The organism is Pseudomonas sp. KH_021, from assembly GCF_057838865.1.
On record NZ_CM174477.1, the window covers coordinates 2,673,850 to 2,690,933 of the forward strand.

The 17,084-nt window shown below is 59.4% G+C and carries 12 protein-coding genes; 5 read left to right on the plus strand and 7 right to left on the minus strand.

Features of this window, described 5'->3' with window-relative positions:
- Positions 1-31 precede the first annotated feature (31 nt).
- Positions 32-598 (plus strand): hypothetical protein, encoded by a 567-nt coding sequence (locus AC3IX4_RS12405; protein WP_489260803.1) that lies wholly within the window; start codon positions 32-34, stop codon positions 596-598.
- Between the two features lie 90 nt (positions 599-688).
- Entirely contained in the window at positions 689-4,534 is a 3,846-nt protein-coding gene (locus AC3IX4_RS12410) for an RHS repeat domain-containing protein (protein WP_489260804.1), read from the plus strand.
- 82 nt (positions 4,535-4,616) lie between these two features.
- Here the strand turns inward: AC3IX4_RS12410 and AC3IX4_RS12415 are convergent, their stop codons facing one another.
- Positions 4,617-4,796 (minus strand): DUF6026 family protein, encoded by a 180-nt coding sequence (locus AC3IX4_RS12415; protein ID WP_489260805.1) that lies wholly within the window; start codon positions 4,794-4,796, stop codon positions 4,617-4,619.
- A gap of 344 nt (positions 4,797-5,140) precedes the next feature.
- Between AC3IX4_RS12415 and gnd the strand changes: the two genes are divergently transcribed.
- From gnd to AC3IX4_RS12430, 3 genes are read left to right on the plus strand one after another with little or no spacing between them, the layout of a single operon-like run.
- Positions 5,141-6,118 carry a phosphogluconate dehydrogenase (NAD(+)-dependent, decarboxylating) gene (gene gnd, locus AC3IX4_RS12420; protein WP_489260806.1) on the plus strand — a complete coding sequence of 326 codons (978 nt, stop codon included), beginning with the start codon at positions 5,141-5,143 and terminating at the stop codon, positions 6,116-6,118.
- Positions 6,115-7,623 carry a glucose-6-phosphate dehydrogenase gene (zwf, locus tag AC3IX4_RS12425; RefSeq protein WP_489260807.1) on the plus strand — a complete coding sequence of 503 codons (1,509 nt, stop codon included), beginning with the start codon at positions 6,115-6,117 and terminating at the stop codon, positions 7,621-7,623. Before gnd ends, zwf begins: the two co-directional genes overlap by 4 nt.
- 20 nt (positions 7,624-7,643) lie before the next feature.
- A complete protein-coding gene (locus tag AC3IX4_RS12430) occupies positions 7,644-9,443 on the plus strand; it encodes a glycoside hydrolase family 15 protein (RefSeq protein WP_489260808.1) in 1,800 nt (599 codons plus the stop codon).
- A gap of 69 nt (positions 9,444-9,512) precedes the next feature.
- On the opposite strand, the gene AC3IX4_RS12435 is transcribed toward AC3IX4_RS12430, so the two are convergent.
- The 6 genes from AC3IX4_RS12435 to AC3IX4_RS12460 all read right to left on the minus strand — a co-directional run bounded on the left by AC3IX4_RS12435 (position 9,513) and on the right by AC3IX4_RS12460 (position 17,068).
- Positions 9,513-10,964, minus strand: a complete 1,452-nt coding sequence (locus AC3IX4_RS12435) for a mannose-1-phosphate guanylyltransferase/mannose-6-phosphate isomerase (protein WP_489260809.1) — start codon at positions 10,962-10,964, stop codon at positions 9,513-9,515.
- Positions 10,965-11,115: 151 nt separating this feature from the next.
- On the minus strand, positions 11,116-11,769 hold the full coding sequence (locus tag AC3IX4_RS12440) for an alginate O-acetyltransferase AlgF (protein WP_489260810.1): 654 nt from the start codon (positions 11,767-11,769) through the stop codon (positions 11,116-11,118).
- Positions 11,770-11,783: 14 nt separating this feature from the next.
- Positions 11,784-12,959, minus strand: a complete 1,176-nt coding sequence (locus tag AC3IX4_RS12445) for an alginate O-acetyltransferase (protein ID WP_489260811.1) — start codon at positions 12,957-12,959, stop codon at positions 11,784-11,786.
- A gap of 11 nt (positions 12,960-12,970) precedes the next feature.
- Positions 12,971-14,416 (minus strand): MBOAT family O-acyltransferase, encoded by a 1,446-nt coding sequence (locus tag AC3IX4_RS12450; protein WP_489260812.1) that lies wholly within the window; start codon positions 14,414-14,416, stop codon positions 12,971-12,973.
- 80 nt (positions 14,417-14,496) lie between these two features.
- A complete protein-coding gene (locus tag AC3IX4_RS12455) occupies positions 14,497-15,603 on the minus strand; it encodes a mannuronate-specific alginate lyase (protein WP_489260813.1) in 1,107 nt (368 codons plus the stop codon).
- 7 nt (positions 15,604-15,610) lie between these two features.
- Complete coding sequence (locus AC3IX4_RS12460) at positions 15,611-17,068, minus strand: alginate O-acetyltransferase (protein WP_489260814.1); 1,458 nt, start codon at positions 17,066-17,068, stop codon at positions 15,611-15,613.
- Positions 17,069-17,084: the final 16 nt, after the last annotated feature.

Sequence of the window (17,084 nt, forward strand, 5' to 3'; positions counted from 1 at the left end):
CACGTGTCCAATTTAGGTAGGAAAGATCAGAATGAATACTAAAAAACGTGGGTTCAAACAATGGGTATGCCTGTCTTTTCTTATCAGCGCCCTGATCGGCTGCGCAAGAGTTGATGAGGCGGATAGTAGCGTAGCCCCGAGAGCGTATCCCGATGGAGACATGGCGTTCTATAAAAAAGATACCAATGGTTCGGTGCCGGGTTCATGCAATCAAATACGGTTCGTGACGGGGGCAACAAAGCTTAAAAGTGTGAATGGGTGCGGCGATAATGAAGTGTACTTTTTTGCGCTTAAATCCGTTCCCTCGGCAGCAACGTTCATATTATGCAGTGATGGGGCAAACGAAGATACTGAGGCCGGTATTTATAATAAGTGCCTTGCCACAGGTGCTGGTCTAAACGACTCTGACTGGTATTTCGAACTGAAAACCACAAAGGTGACTACTGATACCATTGCCTATCGGATATCGGACCTCAGAGGTATTTCGAGCGGTCAGATGGTCCAGGCGGGCGTTATGATGGTCCGTAATGGCTATCGCAAGGGTAATATTGATGGGAAGTTATCGGCTGTCATTATTGAGCGCTCGGCATTGCCATAGGGTTGAGCGTAACGCTTAGTTATTATCTTGATTTGGCGTTTGACATTGTTACGGGTGTTGAGCGCCAGACTTTTTCTTGAGGTTAATACCATGACTGTTTCCACCTCCGTGCACTCCCGCGCCTTCAATTTCAGAAGTTTCGTTGAAGGTGGCGTTGATCCCCGCACCGCCCAGTACACACTTAAAGTCGCGCTGCCCGACGTCAAGACCAATAATTTGCGCGGCCCGGGCTTTCCACTGGCGCTGTCTTTCAATCCACTCAACCAAGTGGACAGTGGTTTTGGCCTGGGCTGGACGCTTAATTTGTCTCAGTACGACCTGAGAAACCAAGTTGTTTCGTTGCATACCGGTGAAACATTCAAAGTTACCTCTGAGGCCAGTGGTTCCAATGAACTGTTGATGGAGGAAAAAAAGCTCAACAGTTTCAGGTTGTACAAACTCTCGGATTCGCGTTTTCGGGTAGTACACAAAAGTGGTTTGATCGAAATTCTCGAGCTTCAGTCCCAGGCCACCGCCGTCTCGCTCGCCTTGCCTGTGGAGATCTATGCCCCCCAGGGTCATAAAGTGGAATTGAAATACGGTACTTTTGATCGGCAGCCCCTGTTGGATGAGGTTAAGGACTCAGGCCAGGTATTGCTCAAAATTGTCCGTCGTGACAGCGAGGTAGAAATTGCGCTGCAATTCAACGCCCAGGGCGAACCGCTGGTGCGGATCCCGATGACGCTGCAGACATCCGAAAAACGGGTCAGCTCCATTGTGCTGCCGACCGAAGAAAGGGCGAGCTGGCGCTTTGACTACGACCGGATCGAGGAATACACCTGCCTCATCAAGGTAGAGACCCCGCTGGGTGCTGTAGAGGATATTTTATATGGGGATGGCGGACACCTGTTCCCCACCCGCAGCGGCCGCGGTCCATTGCCCCGTGTAACCCAGCACCTGCTTACGCCAGGCGCGGGCCAGGCGGTGGTTGATACCCGCTACACCTTCCCGGACCAACATAACTTTTTGGGTGCAGGCTTGGACATCGCCTGGGATAGCGAGGGCAAGGACAACCTCTATAGCTATTTGGGCGATTACCAGTACCGCGTCGTTGAAAGCCTTCATGTTGATGATTCGCCGGTGCGAACCATTGAACGCCTCTTTAATCGCCTGCACCTTCAGACATCGCAAACCACACAGCAGCGCAACAACGTTCAAGCGTTGTTGACGACCTATGCACTGGTCGCAGGTCAGCCCATCCATCAACAACCTGCGCATTGTCAGCTCCCGCTGACAACCGTTGAAAAGTGGTCTCTGGCGGACAGCTCTAAACCTCCCCGCGAAGAAACCACGGCTTTCAGGTATGACGCAGAAGGCAATGTCACCCGGGAAGAAAAACCCACGGGTGTCGTGGAAACCAGCGAGTGGTATCCAGCAGCAGGGGCACAGGGCTGCCCGGCGGACCCAGAAGGGTTTATCCGTCACTTGAAAAGCAAGACCGTCACGCCTGCGTCCACCGGCGAATCGGGGGCGCCGACGCTGGTCACCGCCTACACCTACAAGGCCATGCGTTCTATTGCCCATAGCGGCCAAAATGACTGGCTCGTCGAAGAAAGTGAAACACTCAGCGACGCTCAAGGCACCCTCAAGCTCATTGAGTATGAGCATTTCGACCTGACCGGTAATGCCAACCTTCACGGGCGTTTGCACCGGCAAGCCGTGACGCTCAATGGCAAGGCCACGCGAACCGAGTACGCCTACAGCGTGGTCAGCCCGGCGGGGCATCCGTTGCTTCAAACCGTACAAACCGTCACGGGTTTTGACGGTCAGCAGAAAGTGATGACGCTGCGCGACGTGATCAGCACTGGGCATCCGCAAACCGAATACGACGATAACGACGTACAGATCAGCTACGTCTATGACTTTTTGGGTCGGGTATTGTCGGAAACGGTTGCACCCGATACCGAGTACTCGGCCACACGAACCTTCACCTACACACTCTCGGCCAGTAAGGACGACACGGTTGAGCAGCAGATGGTGGACGTCAAGGGTGTGAAGACGGTGAGCAAGTTCGACGGCCTTGCCCGCGTGGTGGAAGAGCTGCGGGCGGATGTGGACACCGGTACCCGTGACGGCACGCTTCGTCCCATTTATGCCGCGCTCTACAATGCATTCGGACAGTTGCAGCGTGAAACGGTGAAAGACTCTGGCGATAATTTTTCAGAGCAATTGACCACCGCATTCGACTATGACGATTGGGGCGAGCAACAGTCTGCCACTGGCCCTGATGGGGTGACGAATGTCGAGCAAACCGATCCTTTGGGCAGCACCGAGCACCGTGGGCCGATCAAAACCAGTTGGCAGCAGGTGACTGATGAAAAAACGGGTAAGGTCTTGGAGCGCAGCGGCACGACCGTGACCTGGTTGAACCTGTTCGGCGAGGAGCGGCTGGTGGAGCGTTTCGACTTGAACGGCGCAAAAATCAGCCGCGACGAAAACCTTCATGATGGCCTTGGGCGCTTGAGTCAGGCGAAAGTCGGTGTGAGTCCCATCTACACCACCCGCTACACCTACGATGCCTTCAACCGTGAAGTTCGCAAAACCCTGCCCGACACCGCCCGCGTTGAGCGCGAGTATGCCGTCCACAGCGAGGCAGACTTGCCGACCCGGATCAGGGTTGTCAGTGGCCTCGATACATTCGAGTTGGGCTTGCAATCGTTCGACGGCCTCGACCGCAGGGTGTCGGCGACGACGGGCGGGCGCCTGGAAACCTTCGCCTATCATCCGGGCCAACGCCAGCCGTTCGAGGTCACCAAGCCGGACGAGAGCAAGGTGCATTACGAATATGTTCCGCGATTGAACGAAGAACCGATCGAGCGTCGAAAGCTAGGCAGCACCGCTACCTACAAGTACGACAACAAGAATGCCAAATTGGTCCGATGCTTCGAAGGTGAAGAAGGTACAGAAGATAGACTGGAACTCGACCTGACCTACTTCAGCAATGGTGAGTTGAAAACGGAGAAACGTAAGCAGGCTGGCATAGACTACACCATGGCCTACAACTACAGCCTGCTGGGCAAGTTGCTGGCGTATACCGACGTTCTCCACCAGACCCAGACCCACGAATACGACACCGCTGGGCGCTTGTCGCGCACGGTGCTGGGCACGACCACCACGCACATCACCTACAACCCGCTAGGGTTTGCCGAGACTGTGAATACTCAAGACAGTGCCAGCGGTCAGCAACTGGTGACGAGCCTTGTGTATGACGAATTCGGGCGGGAAACGCTGCGCGTCTTCGATTTTGGCGATGCGCTGCAAACCATGGCCCAGACCTACGATCATGGTGACCGTTTACTCAGCCGTGTGCTGTATGACGGAGATCCGCTCACGGGTACTCAATTGCGTAACGAGCAATACCGTTACGACAATCGTGATCGCCTGGTGAGTTATGAATGCACTGGCACTGAGCGGCCGATCGATCCATACGGCAAGGCGATCGCGGGGCAGACATTCACGTTCGACTCACTGGATAACATCGTCAGGGTGATCACCCGATTCGATGGAGGGTCCAATCGTGCGACCTATTTCTTCGAGAATGCGGCAGACCCTGCGCAGTTGACTCGAATCACCAACAACCACGCTGATTACCAGCCATTGGAAATCAACCTGACCTACGACCTTAATGGCAACCTGACCACAGACGAGGCCGGTCGCACATTGGAATACGACAACCTCAACCGTTTGCTGAGCGTCAGCGACCCCGCCAGGGCGGTGACCGCCACTTACCGTTATGACCCGAAAGACAAATTGGCGTCGCACCATGACGGCAGTGCCAATGAACAGCGCTTCTATCAGGAAGATAAATTGTTCAGCGTGGTGAGCGAAGGCAAGCAGAGCACCTTCATGCGGGCGGGTGACCATTTGGTGGCCGAACAGCAGGGCGGCAACACCTAAACCTGACCTTGCCGGCAAGCCGTGCTCCTACCGACCTTGTAGGAGCACGGCTTGCCGGCGATGCGGTCACCGCGGTTTGATGTTAGACCGCGTTGCCTGCATCGCGGGTAAACCCGGCTCCTACAGGCACCTGCAACAACCGACTCAATTCGGCAACCCGCTCGCGCAGCTGCTCACGCTCTTCGCGCAACTGGCGCAGTTCATCGCGACGCACGGTCACGTACAGGGTTTGTGGGGGAGAAGCTTTCAGAACGCTGACCAATGCACACCTCGCAAATGGCTGTTTTTCCGTAAGCATCGACACTGGCGTACCTAAGCGGGGCACAGGTCTGACGCTCGATCGGTGCCAATTCTGAATTCTTTTTTCTCATGATGGAACTTTTTTATTTTTTGCGGTCATCAACACTTTTACTGTGCAAGCCCACTCCCACGAAACTAACCTTGGCCCCACGGGACTAACCTTAATGCATGTAGGAGCCAGCCTTGCCGGAGTGCCGGACCACTGCGATGGCCACACCGCCGTGCATCAGGCAAACCGCGGTGCATTCATCGCGGCTAAAGCCGGCTCCTACAGGCGTTGAATTTTTTTGAGTGGAGCACCGAGTCATGCAACTGGGAATCGTAGGTCTGGGCCGTATGGGCGGCAATATCGCCAGACGGCTGATGCAGGGTGGCCACCAGACCGTGGTCTTCGATCGCACTCAAGCGTCGATCACCGCTCTTGAGGGCGAAGGTGCCACGGGTGCCAAGGATCTCGCCGACCTGGTCGCAAAACTGGACGCGCCACGCGCGGTCTGGGTCATGCTGCCTGCAGGCGGCCCCACCGAAGACACCATCGCCCAACTGGCCGACCTGTTGGCGCCAGGCGATGTGATTATCGACGGCGGCAACACCTTCTATAAAGATGATATTCGTCGCGCCAAGGCGCTCAGTGCACGCCAGCTGCATTATGTAGATGTGGGCACTTCCGGTGGTGTCTGGGGCCTGGAGCGCGGCTATTGCATGATGATTGGCGGTGAAACGCCGGTACTCGAACGCCTGGACCCGCTGTTCGAGACCCTGGCGCCCGGTGTCGGTGATATCCCCCGGACCCTCGGTCGCACCGGCCCCGAAGCGCGTGCAGAGCATGGCTATATCCATGCAGGCCCCGCCGGCAGCGGCCATTTCGTCAAGATGATCCACAACGGTATCGAGTACGGCATGATGCAGGCCTTCGCCGAAGGCTTCGACATTCTCAAGACCAAGGCCAGCGAAAGCTTGCCGGAAGATCAACGCTTCAACTTGAACCTGGCCGAGATCGCCGAAGTCTGGCGTCGCGGCAGCGTGGTGTCCTCCTGGTTGCTGGACCTGACCGCCGACGCCTTGGTGGCTGACGAGGCGCTGGCCGGCTACAGCGGTGTGGTGGCTGACAGCGGCGAAGGGCGCTGGACCATCGATGCAGCCGTCGAGCAAGCGGTGCCGGTACCGGTGTTGTCCAGTGCCTTGTTTGCGCGCTTTCGTTCACGCCAGGACGCCACGTATGGCGACAAGATTCTCTCGGCCATGCGCTTCGGCTTCGGTGGCCACATCGAGACCTCCAAATGACTCAAAACAAAGTGGAAGCGGCACCGCCTACCACCTTGTTTCTGTTCGGCGCCCATGGCGACCTGGTAAAGCGCCTGCTGATGCCGGCGCTCTACAACCTGAGCCGCGATGGATTGCTGGGCAGTGGCGTACGGATCGTGGGGGTTGATCACAACCAGGCCACGAATGCCGAATTCGCCAGCAAGCTCGAAGCCTTTTTGCGTGAACAAGCACGCAACAAAGGCGGTGAGGCCGCTGAAAAAGCGGTGGATGGCAAACTCTGGACGCGGCTGGCCAAGCGCATCAGCTATATCGCCGGTGACTTCCTCGACGAGGCCACCTACCAGAACATCAAGCGCACGATCGAAGCCCACCGCACCGGCAATGCCGTGTTTTACCTGGCGACCTCGCCGCGCTTTTTTGCCGATGTCGTGCGTCGCCTGGGGGCGGCGGGGTTGCTGTCGGAGGCTGACGGCTTTCGTCGCGTGGTGATCGAGAAACCCTTCGGCTCGGACCTGGCCACGGCCGAGGCACTCAACGCCTGCCTGCTCAAGGAAATGAGCGAGAAGCAGATCTATCGGATCGACCACTACCTGGGCAAGGAAACGGTCCAGAACATTCTGGTCAGTCGCTTCTCCAACGGGCTGTTCGAATCGTTCTGGAACAATCACTACATCGATCATGTGCAGATCACCGCCGCCGAAACCGTAGGCGTTGAAACGCGCGGCAGTTTCTATGACACCACCGGTGCCTTGCGCGACATGGTGCCCAATCACCTGTTCCAGTTGCTGGCCATGGTCGCGATGGAGCCACCGGCCGCCTTTGGCGCCGATGCGGTGCGCAGTGAAAAGGCCAAGGTGATTGGTGCCATCCGGCCCTGGTCGAAAAACATGGCGCTGAAAAACTCGGTGCGCGGCCAGTACGTCGAAGGCAAGCTCGGGCGCAAGAAGCTGGCCGGTTATCGCCAGGAGGACCGGGTCGATCCGCAAAGCCACACTGAAACCTACGTGGCACTGAAAGTCATGATCGACAACTGGCGATGGGTGGGTGTGCCGTTCTACCTGCGCACCGGCAAACGCATGAGCGTGCGCGATACCGAAATCGCCATCTGCTTCAAGCCCGCCCCCTACGCCCAATTTCGCGACACCGAAGTCGAGAAGCTCAAGCCCAACTACCTGAAGATCCAGATCCAACCCAATGAAGGCATGTGGTTCGACCTGCAAGCCAAGCGGCCCGGGCCCAAGCTTGAAATGCAAAACGTGGAGCTGGGCTTTGCCTACAAAGACTTCTTTGAAATGCAGCCCTCCACTGGCTACGAAACCTTGATCTATGACTGCCTGACGGGTGATCAGACCCTGTTCCAGCGCGCCGACAACATCGAAAACGGCTGGCGTGCGGTACAGCCATTCCTTGATGCCTGGCGCGAAGGCGGCGAGGTTCAGGAGTATTCCGCTGGCACCGATGGGCCGGCGGCGGCCGATGATTTGCTGGCCCGGGACAAGCGGGAGTGGCACTCGATTGGCTGATTTACCCCAAGGAGTAAAACATGCCTGCTTTGATCGAAGACTACGCCCTGTTGGGCAACTGCCGCACCGCCGCGCTGGTGGACAAAAGTGGCTCGCTCGATTGGTTGTGTGTGCCGCGCTTCGATTCCGACGCCTGTTTCGCGGCCCTGTTGGGCGACGTGGAAAACGGGCGCTGGCGCATCGGCCCAACCGATGAAGTGCTTGAGGCGTCTCGCCAGTACCGGCCGGGCACCTTGATTCTCGAAACCCGCTTTCGCACGGCCAAGGGCGAGGCATTGTTGATCGACTGCATGCCCCTGGCCGAGCACAACAGCGTGCTGCGCATTGTGGTCGGCTTGCAAGGGCAGGTGGACTTCGGGATGGACCTGGCCATGCGTTTTGACTACGGCAATACCGTGCCCTGGGTGGAGCGCGTCGAGCCCTTGACTTTGAGTGCCGTTGCCGGCCCCGCTAGACTGGTGTTGCGAAGTGCCACCGCCTTGCAGGCGCGCGATCTTCATACCGCCAGCCAGTTCAGTGTCAGTGCGGGGCATCGTCGGGTGTTTACCCTGTCTCACCAATCGTCCTCTTGCCCTGTCGAACCTGGCTTCGATCCCGAGCAAGCCTTGCAGGACACCGAGCGTCAGTGGCGAGCCTTTTCGGACCGTTGCCCGGATGTCGGCGACTGGACCGAGCAAGTCAAACGCTCGTTGATCACCCTCAAGGCCATGACCTATGCCCCCACGGGCGGGATTGTCGCCGCCGTGACCACCTCGTTGCCCGAGTTTCTGGGCGGCGAGCGCAATTGGGATTATCGCTTCTGCTGGCTGCGCGATGCGACCATGACCTTGCTGGCGTTCATGAGCCTGGGTTTTTATGACGAGGCCGATGCCTGGCGCCAATGGCTGCTACGGGCGGTCGCGGGCAACCCCGAGCAGATGCAGATCATGTATGGCCTGCAGGGTGAGCGCCGTATGCCCGAATACAGTTTGCCCTGGCTTGCGGGCTACGAAGGCTCCCGGCCCGTGCGGATCGGCAATGCCGCGGCGGTGCAACAGCAACTGGACATTTATGGTGAGTTGGCCGATGCCTTGAGCCAGGCCGTCAAGGGTGGCCTGCCGCGTCTGCCACGCAGTTCTGCGATTGCGCGAGTGATCATGCCGTACCTTGAAAAAACCTGGGAACAGACCGATGCCGGGCTCTGGGAGGTGCGGGGCGAGCCGCAGCATTTTGTGCATTCAAAAGTCATGGCCTGGGTGGCGTTCGATCGCGCAGCAGGGCTCAGTGACACCACTGAACAGGGGCGCGAGCAAGCGCGGCATTATCGCCAGGTCGCCGATCGCATTCATGCGCAAGTCTGCGAAAAGGGCTTGGATGCGCAGCTGGGGTGTTTCGTGCAAGCCTACGGTTCGCCACAGATGGACGCCAGCCTGCTACAGATCGCCCTGACCGGATTCCTTCCCGCCGATGATCCTCGCTTTGTGGCCACGGTGGCGCACATCGAACAGCGCCTGATGCATAACGGCTTGCTGCACCGTTATGACACCGTCAGCGGTTGCGACGGCCTGGAGCCGGGGGAGGGGACGTTTCTGGTGTGTTCGTTCTGGCTGGCGGATGTCTATGTGCTGATGGGGCGGCGGGACGATGCCGAATCGTTGTACCAGCGCTTGACGGGGTTGTGTAATGACGTGGGCCTGTTGGCCGAACAATATGACCCGAGCGGCAAACGCATGCTGGGCAACTTTCCCCAGGCCTTCAGCCATATCGGCATCATCAACACGGCCCTGAACCTGCATCGCGCCCAGTGCCCGGCTACCGACCGGGCGCAATGCAGTGCCTAGTGTGTTGGTGTCCAAAAACATTAGGCCACTTCAGCTTGCCAGCGATAAGGCCCAAAGGGCCTTCAGCGCTCACTGCGCAATAGTCTTGATCGACACCTGCGGCGCAATCGGCGCAGTCCGCCCATAGATATCCTCGAACCGCTCGATATCGTCCTCACCCAGGTAGCTGCCCGACTGCACTTCGATGATTTCCAGCGGGATCTTGCCCGGGTTGCGAAGGCGGTGCACCGAGGCGATCGGGATGTAGGTCGACTGGTTCTCGGTCAGCAGGAACACGTTTTCGTCGCAGGTGACTTCAGCGGTGCCCGAGACGACGATCCAGTGCTCGGCGCGGTGATGGTGCATCTGCAAGGACAGGCAGGCGCCAGATTTGACCGAGATGTGCTTGACCTGGAAGCGCCCGCCCATGTCCACCGAATTGTAGGAGCCCCACGGGCGGTAGACCTCGCAGTGGTTCTGGGTTTCGCTGCGGCCCTGCTCGTTCAAGGTGTTGACCAGCTGCTTGACACTCTGAACCTTGTCCTTGTGGGCAATCATCATGGCGTCCTTGGTTTCGACCACCACGATGTTATCCAGGCCGATCACCGACACCAGCTTGCCGCTGCTGTAGATCATGCAATTGCGGCTGTCCTGCACCACCACGTCGCCCTTGGCCACGTTGCCGTTGTGGTCCTTTTCGTGGACGTCCCACAATGACGACCAGCAGCCGACATCACTCCAGCCAGCGCTCAGTGGTACCACGCAGGCGGCCTGGGTCTTTTCCATCACGGCGTAGTCGATGGAAGTGTCCGGGCAGCAGGCGAAGGTGGCTTCGTCGATCTCGATGTTGTCACCGTCGTGCTTGCTGCGCTCGAACGTCAGCATGCAGGTGTCGTAGATAGCAGCGTCGTGCTTTTTCAGCTCATCGAGGAAGCGGCTGGCGCGGAACAGGAACATGCCGCTGTTCCAGAAGTAGCCCCCGGCCTGGACGAATTCAGTGGCGCGCTTCTCGTTCGGTTTCTCGACGAACTGGGCCACCCGGCTGACGCCTTCGGGCAGCAGGGCATCGTTGCTTGACTTGATGTAGCCATAGCCGGTCTCCGGTTTGGTCGCCGGCACGCCGAACAGCACCATCTCGCCACGCTCGGCCGCCACGGTGGCCAGGGCCAGGGCGCGTTGCAGGGCTTTCTGGTCGTCGATCACGTGGTCGGCCGGCAGCACCAGCATCAGTTCGTCACGCCCTTCGTTGAGCAGTTTCATGGCGGTGATGGCCACGGCCGGCGCAGTGTTGCGGCCGAAGGGCTCCATCAGGATCGCCTGGGTTTCAAGCTTCAGGGCGCTGAGCTGTTCGTTGACGATAAAGCGGTGGTCTTTGTTGCAGACCACGATGGGGGCGTCCATGCCATCGAACACCAGGCGCTCGATCGTCTGCTGGAACAAGGTGTGCTCGCCGGTCAGGGCGAGGAACTGCTTGGGAAACTGCTTGCGCGACAAAGGCCACAGACGCGAACCGCTACCACCAGAAAGAATGACCGGGATCATGGGTGTATCTCCGTAAAAAATTCAAAAAATACTGTCATGAGAAGCAGGGTGCTTTTTTGTAGGAGCAGACCTTGGTCGCGAAGGCATCACCGCGGTGCATCAGGTGTACCGAGGCGCGTTCATCGCGGGCAAGCCCAGCTCCAGAAAGTGATTAACGGGTTGAGACTGGGCGGGTGACCCAGACTGGGTTCAGGCTGCTGCCGGAGCCTGTGACGTACAGCACGGCGGCTTCACCGCGCTCAAGGGCCACCGGCTTGAGGTCGATGACTTTTTTGTCGCCGGCATACAGGGCCAGGCTGACCTTCACCGGGTTGATTTCACGCTCGCCACGGCCCTTGGCGGCCACGTCCTTGACTACGTCGGTCTTGCCGTCAGCGGTCTTGAGCGTCAGCGGCTTGTCGCTGAGGTTCTGCACGCGAACCAGCGATTTTTGCTTGTTCTTGAACGGTGGCTCTTCGACCAGTTGCGGTTGGCCACCGGCATTGTTGACCAGGGTGTAGTAGCGATCAGAAGCCAGCTTGACCGGCAGGATCTGGCGGCCGACCTTGGCGCTGTAGTCGCCCTGGGGCATGAAGCTGAAATCGCTGCTGTATTTCGGCGCAATGTCGTTGAGGGTGGCGGTGCCGACGCTGGCGCTTACGGTTTGATTGCCGGCGTTGTAGAGGCGCACGAAGGTCGAGCCTTTCGGCGCGGTCGGGCCGTACAGCGCGGCATCGGCACCGGCCCAGGTTTGCAGCGACAGCAGGCTGAGGCCGGCGGCCAGAGCGAAATATCTGGCAAGACGAGGAGTCGGGGTGAACGTCATGGTGTGCCTCTCTTTCAGTTTTGTGCCCGGTCGGGCGTTGCGGACTCGGTGCTGATTGTTACGTTCTGTTGGCGCGCGCCGGCTTGTTTGAGCGCTGCGACCCATTGCGGGTCGGCGTCGCCGATTTCGTTGTACACAGGCAGATATCGTTCAGGAAACTCCCAGATCAGCACCTGTGGCGGACTGTTCTTGAAGTCATCGCTGTTCAGGTAGCTGAGCATCGGCCGAATCGGGCCGTGACCGTCTTCGGCGTAATTGATCACGTCCCTGTGCAGTGCTTGTTTGAGTGCACCGACGAAGTTCCAGGTGGGGTTGGCGCTGTAGCTGGTGCCGACCAGCGCTACCGGCGTTTCGCTGTTGGCGAACAGCGCGTTGTCATCGGCAGGCCGCTCGGCCGCGACCACGGTGTTGCGCTTTTGTAGCGGCTCCTGGGCCGGCATCAGGTTTTCGAACAGCGGATCGAGCGGCAGGAACAAACGCAGGTCGCCCTTGTGCGTGACCTTTTCCGCCAGGGTGGTAACGAAGCGCTGCGGCTCGCCGCGGAGCGGGAACTTGTCGGCGATGGCCCTGGCTAGGGTGTTGGCGGCGACCTCGGCGCCTTCCGGAGTCCAGTGGCTGTCGGAGCGCAGGAACACTTGCAGACCGTTTTGCTTGGCCTGTCGCAGCGGGCCGAGCAGGCGAGGGGCGAGGATCTTGTCGGCTGCGACCCGGGCGTGAAAATCCTGGTAGAGGTGGGCATGGATGCTTGCGGGTTTGACTTCACCCAGGTGTTCCGGATACAGGCGAACCTTGGCCGGCACGATCGCCAACACTAGTTTCACGCCTTGCTGGTTCAGGGTCTGGCGCACGCCTTCGACCAATGCGTAGTTGCCTTGCAGGTTCAGCTCTTGGTTGACGATGGGTTTGAATTCTTCATCGCTGAACAGCCACTGGTCGCGACCGAGCACCACGCCCGGACGGCCTTCATTGAACAGTTTGAAATCCAGCGCAGCCCAGAGGTTGGTACCCAGGCGCTTGATCGGGAACGCATCGTCGTAATGGGTTTCGACGGCCTTGGCCCAGCGGCCGTTGAGCAGCGTGGCGTCGTTGTTGGTGTTGAAACCCATGAAACTGCGCAGGGACCAGGCCCCCAGGCACAGCAGCATGGCCAGGAACAGCGCGATATAGAGGATGCGTAAAGAACGGGTCATGGTCTGCGCCCTCAGAACTGGAAGTAAAGGAACGGCGAGAAACTCTGCGCCGACAGTTTGAGAATCGAGGCAACGAACAGCAGCAGCACCAGCGCACGGCTGGCGTACAGCGACCAGTCGATGGCAATGGCATTGCCTTGAGCAACGGCGACCGGGTGAGGCTGCGCATTGCGATAGAAATCACGCAGGCCGAAGTACGCCAGGGTGACGTAGGCCACCACCAGGGTGGCGACTTGCAGGCCGGTCAGGCTGGCGCGGTTGAGTTCCGACAATTGCCAGTCACTGAAACTGAACATCGCGCCATACATGCGCCCGGCCACGTGCAGGTTTTCGGCCCGGAAGATCACCCAGCCCATCACCACCACCAGGAAGGTCACCGCCCAGCGAACGGGATTGAAACTGTTCGGCGTGGTGTTGATGCCCACGGCTTTCTCGATGGCCAGCCACATGCCGTGCCAGGCACCCCAGACGATGTAGGTGATGTTCGCGCCGTGCCACAGCCCACCCAACAACATGGTCAGGAACAGGTTGCGGTAGGTGGCAAAGGTGCCGCCACGGTTGCCGCCCAGGGTGATGTACAGGTAGTCGCGCAACCAGGTTGACAGGCTGATGTGCCAGCGCCGCCAGAACTCGGTGATCGACTGGCTGATGTATGGCTGCTTGAAGTTCTCCATGAACCGAAAGCCCATCATCAAGCCCAGGCCGATGGCCATGTCGCTGTAGCCGGAAAAGTCGAAGTACAGCTGCGCCGTGTAAGCCAGGGCGCCCAGCCAGGCATCGCCGGTGGTCGGGTTTTGCAGCGCGAAGCAATGGTCGGCGACCACCGCGAGGGTGTCGGCGATAAAGACTTTTTTGATGAAACCCTGCATGAAGCGCGTGGCACCTTCGCTGAACTTGTCCAGGGTATGGGTGCGGTTGTTGAACTGGTCGGCCAGGTCGCGAAAACGCAGCACGGGGCCGGCAATCAGGTGCGGGAAGATCGCCACGAACGCCGCGAAGTCGATCAGGTTGCGGGTGGCCGGGGTGTCGCCACGGTAAACGTCGATGATGTAGCTGATCGATTCGAAGATGTAGAAGGAGATCCCGATCGGCAGCAACACGTGGGTCAGGATGAACGGCTCCAGACCGAACGAGGTCATGATCGCATTGAGGCTGTCGACGCCGAAGTTGGCGTACTTGAAGTAACCGAGGATGCCCAGGTCGACTCCCACGCCCAGCAGCAGCCAGCGCTGGGCAGGTTTGGTGCGTACGCCGGCGGCACCGACTTTCAGGCCGATCCAGTAATTCCACAGGGTGACGGCGGCGAACAGCGCCAGGAAGTCCACCCGCCACCAGGCATAGAACACGTAACTGGCAACCAGCAACAGCAGGTTGCGATAGCGTTGCCCGCTCAAGTAGTACAAGCCGAGAAAGACCGGCAAGAACAGGAACAGGAACACGTTGGATGAAAACACCATTCCGATTTCTCCTTGTTAACCAACAGTCGAGGGCAAAGCCCCCCAAACCCCCCATCAGATCCGGGGGGTATTACAAGCCTTTACCCTTCAGGGTCGTAGACACGGCTTATGTCGCCGCCTAGGCGAAAGCTCTTGAACGGCTGCATCTTGCGTTTGCGTTCGAGCACATCCGGGCTGCAGGTGTAGAGGCTGCACCAGGGCTCGAGCCAGGCGTATTTGCTGTCGATCTTCAGGTCAGTCATGTCCTGTTTCTCGCCGTTCTTGCGCTTGAATGCACTCGGGTCCCTGGCCCCGGTCAGCACCCGGCTGCCCAATCGCTTGAGCGCGCCATTGTTCTCCGGGCGCAAGTCAACACCATTGGCCTGGGCGAAACTGGCGATCATCGCCAACGGCGGCAGGGCGTAGTTGTGGTAGGCCAGGGCGCGTTGCTTGCGTTTGAGTTCGTTGGGCAAAAAGCCCTGGGTGTCCACCTGGCCTGCGCCGATGCGGTACTCCTTCACGGCCCAGTCGAACAGGTCCTGGCGATCGGTCACCACGGCCGTGGACATCACCGACCAGGCGGCCCAGTACGAATGGTTGTTGACCTGGTCCAGCGGCAGGTTGCTCCAGTCGCTGACCACCTGATCGCCGAGTCTGGAGAACCAGTGTTCGATCAGTTCGGCTTCCTGCTGATGGGCGGCCAGCGGGTGCGAGTTGGAGAACTTCAGGTGCAACCAGGCCGAAGACAGGCTGCCCAGTGCCCATTTGCGCATGGACTTGCCGGTGTGGTTGAACTCGGTGCTGATCAATGCATCGGCGCGGGCCCAGCTGCTCAGCCAGTCCAGCGTGCAGTCCAGTTGCTCGGGCCGGCCGTCACGCATGTACTGCATGACCTGCTTGCTCACCCCGCGCTCGAGGGCGGTGATGCCGGCGGTCGATTCACGGAAGGCTTTCTCAGCCTTAGTGTTCAGGGTCGCCCGTGCCTTGTCGGAGCCTTCGTACTTGCTGCGAAACACCAGCTTGCCGGTGTAGGGCGTGGGCACAGCGTCGCACTTGAAGTCGCTTTTGCCGGTCTTCAACTTTTCGATGCCGGCGTAGAAGCCCTGCGGTGGCAGCAGTGTCGCGGCCTGCGCCGCCGGGCCGAAGAGCGCCAGGCTGAGCAGAGTCGGTGCGGCCAGTTTTCGAGCGGCATTTTTCAACGTCTGCATGAGAATCTCACAGCCCGGCTTGCGCGTTGTGTCGCGCGACGCCAGGGAACACATTGCGTTTGCACACTTTCGCTTCGACTTTCTGCGGCGCGGTCCCGGCTTCGGGGCCCTGGACTTCCACGGCCAGCAGGTTCTGCCCGGCCCAATCTCCATCGTCGCGCAGCTCAAAGGTGAAGCGCCCGTCGGTGTCCGCTGTATGCGGCTTGTCGATCTTTACGCTCTCGTGGCGGCCGTTCATGTACCAGAGAGTCGCCTGGAGGGTTTTCACCGACTTGTCTTCGAACTTGATGTCGATCTGGTGGCTGCCGTTGTCGAGCTTCTTGATGCCGCCGGCTTTGCCATTGACCATCAACTCATTGCTGCCGGGCTTGAGCGAAGTGCTGGCGCTCAGCTGCGCCGGCTTGCCTTCGCAGCCGTTGTCGAGCAGGGCCATCATCTGCCGGTAGATGGTTTCCTGGTCCAGGCGGTACAGTGGCGAGAATTCCCATATCAGGATCTTCGGTGGCTTTTTCTGGAAGTCTTCGCTGCCCAGGTACTGCAGCATCGAGCCTTCCAGGCCGCCGCCCGGAAAGGCGACGTTGAGCACGTCGGCGCCGATGTATTGCTCCAGGAAGCCGGCAAAGTTGTAGTTCTTGCCGCTGTGGCTGGTGCCGACCAGGGTGATCTGCGGGTTACCGGAGTCGCCGAACAGGTCGTCGCCACCACTTTCGCCCTTGGGCTCGGTGACGAACTGGTCCATGTACTGGATGGCATAGCTGGTGCCGCACAGTTGCCCGGCAACGGTGTGCAGGGTGCCGTTCTTGCCCATGCGCCCAGACTTGTGGGTCTCGAATTCACGCTGGGGGATGTCGGCAAAGCCCGGCACCTGCTTGACCTTCTCGGCCACGATTTTCGCCGTACGCTCGGCGCCATACGGCGTCCAGTGCTGGTCGCCGCGGAAGTAGAAATCGTGTCCTTGCTCGGCCAGCGGCAGTTGCTCGTTGGTCAGCGGCGACAGGTCCGGTACCCGGTAACCCATCTTGCTGAAGCGGGCGAGCATGGTCTGGTAGTTCTTCAACGCCTTGTCATAGTCGAAGGCGGCCTTGTCGGCGGGCGCCAGCTTGTTGCGATTGACCAGCCCGCGGGTCGGTTGATAGACCACCACCAGCTCCACGCCCCTGGCCTTGAAGGCATCGTGCAGTTGCTGCAGGCGGTGGTAACCGGCCGGGGTGGTGTCGAATTCCGTGCGCAGGTCTTCACGGGTGCGGAACAACCAGTCGCCCTCGGCCTGCACCAGGGTGGTGAAGTTCTTCTGATAACGGGTCGTGTAGCGGCTGGCGTCGTGGGCCTCGGGGCACAGGTTGCAGCACGGCTCGGCGCTGAACACCGGGGCTTGCACTTCATCGGCACGGGCGGCGTTGCTGGCAGCAAGGATTGCGGCGGCCAGGCCCGAGAGGCTAAGCAATTTGACAAGACGTGGGTGCATAAAAATACCTTCCTCA

Coding starts and splice junctions, on each gene's coding strand:
- AC3IX4_RS12405 (WP_489260803.1), top strand. CDS start 32: ATGAATACTAAAAAACGTGGGTTCAAACAATGGGTATGCCTGTCTTTT.
- AC3IX4_RS12410 (WP_489260804.1), top strand. CDS start 689: ATGACTGTTTCCACCTCCGTGCACTCCCGCGCCTTCAATTTCAGAAGT.
- gnd (WP_489260806.1), top strand. CDS start 5,141: ATGCAACTGGGAATCGTAGGTCTGGGCCGTATGGGCGGCAATATCGCC.
- zwf (WP_489260807.1), top strand. CDS start 6,115: ATGACTCAAAACAAAGTGGAAGCGGCACCGCCTACCACCTTGTTTCTG.
- AC3IX4_RS12430 (WP_489260808.1), top strand. CDS start 7,644: ATGCCTGCTTTGATCGAAGACTACGCCCTGTTGGGCAACTGCCGCACC.
- AC3IX4_RS12435 (WP_489260809.1), bottom strand. CDS start 10,964: ATGATCCCGGTCATTCTTTCTGGTGGTAGCGGTTCGCGTCTGTGGCCT.
- AC3IX4_RS12440 (WP_489260810.1), bottom strand. CDS start 11,769: ATGACGTTCACCCCGACTCCTCGTCTTGCCAGATATTTCGCTCTGGCC.
- AC3IX4_RS12445 (WP_489260811.1), bottom strand. CDS start 12,959: ATGACCCGTTCTTTACGCATCCTCTATATCGCGCTGTTCCTGGCCATG.
- AC3IX4_RS12450 (WP_489260812.1), bottom strand. CDS start 14,416: ATGGTGTTTTCATCCAACGTGTTCCTGTTCCTGTTCTTGCCGGTCTTT.
- AC3IX4_RS12455 (WP_489260813.1), bottom strand. CDS start 15,603: ATGCAGACGTTGAAAAATGCCGCTCGAAAACTGGCCGCACCGACTCTG.
- AC3IX4_RS12460 (WP_489260814.1), bottom strand. CDS start 17,068: ATGCACCCACGTCTTGTCAAATTGCTTAGCCTCTCGGGCCTGGCCGCC.